This window comes from Neobacillus drentensis, assembly GCF_036965425.1.
GTDB classification, from domain to species: Bacteria; Bacillota; Bacilli; order Bacillales; family Cytobacillaceae; genus Neobacillus; species Neobacillus drentensis_F.
In genome coordinates, this window is the sequence record NZ_JBALPP010000203.1 from 1 (window position 1) to 6,721 (window position 6,721).

The window sequence follows — 6,721 nt, forward strand, 5'->3', positions numbered from 1 at the left end:
ATTTGCTCTACGATATATTTATAGACATGGTCTTTTAGCGATAAATATTCCATTATAAAATCTCCAATGCATTACTTTATATAATATTTTGTATATAATGGGATTTTATAATAATAATACATTTATCACAAATAATATCTAAACAAATTTATATAATCCTATTCCTTTAATTAACAAATTTCTCCGCCAACCACTGTTAGATCTTTTTCATTTAAAATAGCTGCTTCAATAGACAGTTCAAGTCCCTTTACAATCAAATCCAGACTCATACTTGGTTGTCCGGGATTCCGGACAATTTGTTCCGGCAAAAATGGGATATGGATAAAACCGCCACGGATGCCCTTTCCGCTTATATCCAAATAATTCATTAAACCATAGAAAATATGATTGCAGACGAATGTTCCGGCAGTATTCGAAACGGAAGCAGGAATTCCGTTTTCGGTCATATTTTTTACCATTGCTTTGATTGGCAGATTGGTAAAGTATGCAGATGGCCCACTTGGAACAATCTCTAAGTCGATTGGCAGATTATTCTCGTTATCTGCGATTCTTGCATCATCCACATTGATGGCTACCCGTTCCGGAGTGATTGTGGACCTCCCTCCTGCCTGACCCACGCAAATGACAAGGTCTGGATTGATTTCATCAATTGCCTCAATAAGCCTGGTAATGGCTTTGCCGAAAACCGTAGGTATTTCACTTGTAATAACTTCATAGCCTCTAATTACTTTTCCATTTAATTGCTTTACGGCTTCGAGCGCGGGATTGACAGGCTCACCGCCAAACGGGTCAAAACCTGTAACTAGTATCTTTTTCATTGCCATTTCCCTCACCATTAGTCTTGAGTTACTAATTCTTGAATACGTTCTTGATGGGTGTACACATTAAATCCGTTTTCACGAATAAAGCCAACCGCGGTAATTCCAAGGTCATCCGCCAGACTTAAGGCAAGATTCGTTGGGGCAGATTTCGATAGGATTATGCCCACTCCAATCTTAGCTGCTTTTAGCAAAACCTCCGATGAGATTCGGCCGCTAAAGGCTATAATCTTATCCTTTAGTGAAATTTTATGGATAATGCAATAGCCAAAAAGTTTATCCAAAGCATTATGCCGTCCAATATCGGATCTTGAAATGATGATTCCGTCCTTGGTGCATAAAGCGGCATTATGCACGCCCCCTGTTTGCTGAAAATGTAGAGAGCTTTCCTGAAGCTTCTCCATTAGATTGCAGCATTGAAGAGGTGTAATCGTCAAATTTGATCTGACGGTTTTTGCCGTTTTGACATCATTATGAAAGTAAAACTGACGCCCTTTCCCACAACAGGATCCAATAAATCGCTTCGAATGAAAATCTTTTTGTATTGAATGGTGGTTTATTAAATCCACATAAGCGAATCCCTTATCCTCATCGATGTGAAGCGATTTGATATCTTGATAGCTCCGAATCACTCCCTCAGATGCTAAAAACCCAACCACCAATTCCTGCAATTCAGAAGGGGTACATACCATTGTGGCAAACTCGTCACCGTCTAATATGATCGTTAAGGCTGATTCGATAGCTATATCATCCTCAGCCTCAACAAATCGATGTCCATTATACCTGACAATGTTTTGCGAGGTAGTGATTTCATTTATCACAGCACTTTCTCCTTTCTATTAGTATTAACCTACTTCTGTTTCCAGGTCGGGAATTGGATTTTCCAGATAAACTGTATCTTTTCTAGCATTATATCTCTCTGCCTTTTCAACATTAACCGTGATATTGTAATCCGGAATTCCAGCAAATTTCTCATACCGGCCGCGCGGAAGCAAGAAGTTTCCTTCCGGGAAGTGAACTTCAATATTCCCTGGTGCAATTTCAACGAATTTTGCTTGGCCTTGGAATACGCCAAAACCGTTATATACAACAATTCCTTCACCTTCCGTGATGCTCAGCTTTTTGGCATCAGCTGCATTCATAAGAACGTCATACCGGCCAGCACCGTTTAACGGATCCACCTCGTTATAAACCATTGAATTAAACTGCTTGCCGCGGCGGGAAGTGACGATAAATTGTTCAGGTTTTTTATTTAAATCTGGAATCTCAACTGGAATCAATGTTCCCTTTCCATCAGAGGTCGGACAAATCCCGTCCTCACATAACCATGCGCCGCCCCACTGGAAGGAGTCTCCCTGGTTTTTCAGGTGTTGGATGCCTTCATAATCAGGATTTGCTTTCGCGATTTCCTCCCGGACGGCATAACCATTGGCAAAATGAATCGAATGGGCCGATTCGGGTTTGACACGCTTGGCAAGATCCATATAAATTTTCCATTCTGCTCTTGCTTCTTCGATTCTATTTTTATTTCCGGGAATCTCAGGCGAGAAATATACCATCCGTTCCGTTGAAGTACTCGTGCCGCCATCCTCCTGCTCGTATCGTGTTTTTGCCGGCAATACAATAACCGCCTCTTTAGCATCAACCAAGGTCGAGGTGTTTAAAATAATGTCCTGGTGAACACGAACCTCCAATTCAGATAATGCTTTTTCAATAAAATCAGGATCAGGCATCGTTTCTAAAAAGTTCCCACCGGATAAGTAATACATTTTGATTTTTCGCTCGTGATCATCCGGGAGCACGATGTTTTCCAGTGTTACCCCCACGATATCTCCCTGCCACTTTGGAAGTTCAAATCCCCAAAGCTTTTCGATTCTTTCTGCGTTAGTCAAATCCCAGCCCCCGCCAGGTAATACGAATGGGTCTGCACCCATTTCGCCGCTTCCTTGTACACTAGAGTGGCCACGGAACGGCATCAGACCGGCATGCTTTCGTCCAAGATGTCCCCGAAGCAGGGCCAGGTTTGCCACTTGAGAGATATTGTCTGTTGCAAAGGAATGCATTGTAAGTCCAAGTGCCCATGCATACACAGCATTCTTGCTTTTGGCTAAAAGCTCTGCCAGCTCTATAATTCGTTCCTTTGGAACACCTGAGGATTCAACGATGGATTCCCACCTTTGTTCTTGAACCTTTTTCTTTAGCTCTTCATAGCCATGTACATGTGCCTCAATAAACTCATGATTAATCGCTGATCCATATTGGTTCTCTTCCATTGAAAACCAATGTTTGATAATCCCATGCATGAAGGCGATATCACCGCCAATGTTGACTTGATAGAAATCATCCGCGATTTTTGTTCCAAACAGTGCCGATTCCGGGTTTGAGGGGATCCAATATTGATTCATCGCTGGCTCCCGATACGGGTTTACGACAATGATTTTGGTTCCTTTTTTCTTGGCCTCAAGCATATATTTGGAGGATACAGGTGAGGAATTCGATGCAACACTTCCCCAAAATAACAAGACATCAGTGCCAATCCAATCTAAATAATTGCAGGTGGAAGCCCCTACTCCTATAGAACGCTTTAAAGCGGTTTTACTTGGTGCATGACATATCCGGGATGCATTATCGATATGATTGGTCCCGAGAAAACGGGCCACCTTCCCTGCCACATAATAGCTTTCATTTGTAATCCCGCGTGCCGTAAGATAAAAAGCATATTGTTTTGGATTTAAGTCCCGCATTTTCAGAGCAATCATTTCCATCGCTTGATCCCATGAGAGACGCGAAAATTTCCGTTCCCCTTTTCTTCGAATTAACGGATAGGGGATACGTCCGAGCTTCCGAAGCTCAGAACTGTCAAATTTCCTTAATTCGTCAATGTCTGCATGAAGAATTTCCTGCTTAATCGCTGGCATCGTATTGAGCCTTAACACATTTAAGCGGGTTGTACAAACATGCGGCCCTGTTAATGTCTGGTCATATAAACCGGAAACACCAAGGGCACAGCCATCACAAACCCCTTTGGTGATAATATTGGCTGCATAACCCAAATTATCTTTATTCTCCCAAGCGACTTTCATAGTATCACGAATATGTTTTGGTTTTATTTTACCCAGCCCAAATGGAATGGGACTTACCCAGTGTTTTGGTGCCGGCACCATTGATTTTTTCTGCGGCCCCGGATGCAATGTTTTCCCCATAATACGCTCCTCCTCTAAATATTCTAAATACCAACAAAAAACCACCTGGGAAAGAATTCATCGCATAAGAGGATGAATTCTCCAAGGTGGTTAGCCTCATACAGGTTCGCTGCCAACTACCAACAAACTGTCATTCGGTAAAAGTTATTAATTAAATTTATTCACGAAACTCCTATGCTTCCTGTTAAACTTGTAAATGATAAATCTTCTTAATATTCACAACTTGTTCACAATTGATGGTTTTTATATTACCATGGAAGCGCATTCAATTCAAGACATAAACAAACAAAACTCGCTCTCTTGAACTACTCCCTTCATTGTTAGAATGAGTCCAACAATGAAGGGTGCAATTCAAGATTGGCGAGTTTTTCATTTTCGACCTATTTTAAATTTGGGGCCAGAGCAACCTCGGGTGATGTTACCTTGTCATAAAAATCAACAAATTTATCACGGTCCTCGCTATCGCGGTACGCCATTGCGACACGTGGATGCTCATTCAGTACACCAGAAATCATATAAGGAATGATATACCCCCACTCCCACTGTTGTCGCATCTCCAGCATATGCTTCTCTATGATGCCAAGAACTGGCTTAAGCTCATAGCTTGGTTTTTGAATGTAGCTGACCAAAAGCTCTGTGTTGCAGTTACCAGCTGCACGGCCCATGCCATAAACGGAAGAATCCAAAAATGTAACGCCATTTCGAATTGCCGTCAAAGTATTAGCGAATGCAAGCTGCATGTTGTTATGGGTGTGGATACCAAGCTGCTTGTTAGGAATCAACTCTTTGAACTTTTTCACTTGATGGTCGATATCAACAGGATCTAGGCTTCCGAAAGAATCAACAATGTACACAACATCGACAGGACTCTCTTTCACCAATTGAAACGCTTTGATCAGCTGTTGTTCAGGTACACTTGATAAAGCCATGATATTTAAGGATGTTTCATAGCCCAAATCATGAAACATTTGCACTAACTCTAATCCTTTATCCACTTCCCGGATATAACACGCCACTCGAATCATATCCAATACGCTTTGTTCTCTCGGAAGAATGTCGTTTGGATCAACTCGTCCAATATCAACCAAAGCAGAAAGCTTGGTAAACTTTTTCTCAGGAATAATTTCTTTTAGGAAATTATCGTCTAGAAATCTCCATGGATTTGGCTCAGTCGCTTTAAGAAGCTTTGGAGAATTTTTGTAGCCGATCTCCATGTATTCAACACCGGCTTCACTAAGGCCATTATACAAATCTTGAACAAATTCGACACTGAAGTCCCAATTGTTAACCAAGCCTCCGTCTCGAATGGTACAGTCTAATATTTTGGTGCGTTGTTCCATGATCGTTTTTCCCCCTGTTTCCATCAATTAAGAATATTATTTTTAACTTTCATGCTTTTAAGTACTAAAATAACTTATGGTGTTTATATCATAATTTGTTCAGATAAGTCAATCTATTTACCAAAAATACTCTCTCTGAATCTAGTATGTATGTGTTATGGAATAAAAAAACTGCCCATCATTTTGAGCAGTTCCATTCTATTAATTACAATAATTAACCCGCCAACTGCAGCTTAATCTCGATAACGTCCCTTAAATCACCTTACTAGCTTATAAATAGTCATTTTTGGGTGATTGAATAATAATTCGTGTGTTTAACTCATTAGCCAAAAGCAGAATAAAGTCCTTGCTAAGATTTAACTTAATAGCAGAATTAAATGCTTCTAGCAAATGTTCATTGCTTAGGTTTTGCATTTGTGTCTCACTCCACTTTACTCAAATACCTTCTTTCAATTAAGAATATAAGAAAGGAATACTAAGTTGTAAAATGTCATCAGCCATTGTAACTCATTGTTTATTTTTCAAAAACTTGTGCAATTATGAATGTGGTTTCTTTAGATTTTTATTTTATTTACTTGGAGCAACAAGTATACGTACGCTATCTTCTAATCGTTCAGCAATATTGTGATGAGTTTTCCTAGCTTGTGTTAAATAGTTGTCTGTGACAGCTTCCCAAGCATTAAATGCTTCATTGGTATATTTAATGAATGACTCGCTATTTTGTTCAACAAGCTTTTCTGATCTTTCCATTAAATCAAAGGCTGTGTTAATTGGAGTTAAATAAAGCTCCTCTAGTTTACTAGCTGCTTCACTTACTTGTCCTTTTAAAGATTCAGTCACTTCTTGAGTAGCTTCATTTGTTTTAATAATAGAGTTTTGGAATAAGCCATTACGCAAATCGCTTTTAAATTTTGTTGCTTGCTCATAGAGACCCTTTAACGTTTTGCGGTAAACTCCATTGAACTTAGTTGTTTCCTTAATAGCTTTTAAGTAAAGTTCTTGGCGTTGTGCTCTATATTCTCTTGTACGAGTTACTGCACCTTCAATTTGATCCCAAAATGTTTCAATAAATGACTCTGTAACATAACTTGTTTCTTTTTGCTGCTCTACCTTTTGAATTTCAACTTTTGCAACCTCTACTTTTGGAGCCTCTACCTTTTTAACCTCATTTTTTACGACATCTTCTTTTTGAATTACCTTTTGGGCCATCTTTATTCCTCCTCATTTACTTTGTAAATTTCTCTATTTTATCCTCTAAATGAAAAAAGAGGTATGTAGAGTTCAAGAATACTAGGTCACGATTATGTTTTACAAAAATACCATATATGTATTTTACACATATAGGTCATGATTCGTCAAT

At 39.5% G+C, this 6,721-nt stretch carries 6 protein-coding genes; all 6 read right to left on the reverse strand.

The window, feature by feature from the left end:
* Positions 1-170: 170 nt before the first annotated feature.
* Positions 171-818, reverse strand: coding sequence for a pyroglutamyl-peptidase I (gene pcp, locus V7161_RS29945; protein WP_335716405.1), 648 nt, complete (start codon positions 816-818; stop codon positions 171-173).
* Between the two features lie 17 nt (positions 819-835).
* Complete coding sequence (fdhD, locus tag V7161_RS29950) at positions 836-1,639, reverse strand: formate dehydrogenase accessory sulfurtransferase FdhD (RefSeq protein ID WP_335716406.1); 804 nt, start codon at positions 1,637-1,639, stop codon at positions 836-838.
* Between the two features lie 24 nt (positions 1,640-1,663).
* Positions 1,664-4,021 carry an FdhF/YdeP family oxidoreductase gene (locus tag V7161_RS29955; protein WP_335716407.1) on the reverse strand — a complete coding sequence of 786 codons (2,358 nt, stop codon included), beginning with the start codon at positions 4,019-4,021 and terminating at the stop codon, positions 1,664-1,666.
* 380 nt (positions 4,022-4,401) lie between these two features.
* On the reverse strand, positions 4,402-5,361 hold the full coding sequence (locus tag V7161_RS29960) for an aldolase catalytic domain-containing protein (RefSeq protein WP_335716408.1): 960 nt from the start codon (positions 5,359-5,361) through the stop codon (positions 4,402-4,404).
* 270 nt (positions 5,362-5,631) lie between these two features.
* On the reverse strand, positions 5,632-5,775 hold the full coding sequence (gene sda, locus V7161_RS29965; RefSeq protein ID WP_335716409.1) for a sporulation histidine kinase inhibitor Sda: 144 nt from the start codon (positions 5,773-5,775) through the stop codon (positions 5,632-5,634).
* Positions 5,776-5,928: 153 nt separating this feature from the next.
* Positions 5,929-6,570, reverse strand: coding sequence for a hypothetical protein (locus V7161_RS29970; protein ID WP_335716410.1), 642 nt, complete (start codon positions 6,568-6,570; stop codon positions 5,929-5,931).
* Positions 6,571-6,721 lie beyond the last annotated feature (151 nt).

Bases quoted from the DNA above. Each gene is read 5' to 3' on its own strand.
- pcp (WP_335716405.1), bottom strand. From the start codon at position 818: ATGAAAAAGATACTAGTTACAGGTTTTGACCCGTTTGGCGGTGAGCCT.
- V7161_RS29955 (WP_335716407.1), bottom strand. From the start codon at position 4,021: ATGGGGAAAACATTGCATCCGGGGCCGCAGAAAAAATCAATGGTGCCG.
- V7161_RS29960 (WP_335716408.1), bottom strand. From the start codon at position 5,361: ATGGAACAACGCACCAAAATATTAGACTGTACCATTCGAGACGGAGGC.
- sda (WP_335716409.1), bottom strand. From the start codon at position 5,775: ATGCAAAACCTAAGCAATGAACATTTGCTAGAAGCATTTAATTCTGCT.
- V7161_RS29970 (WP_335716410.1), bottom strand. From the start codon at position 6,570: ATGGCCCAAAAGGTAATTCAAAAAGAAGATGTCGTAAAAAATGAGGTT.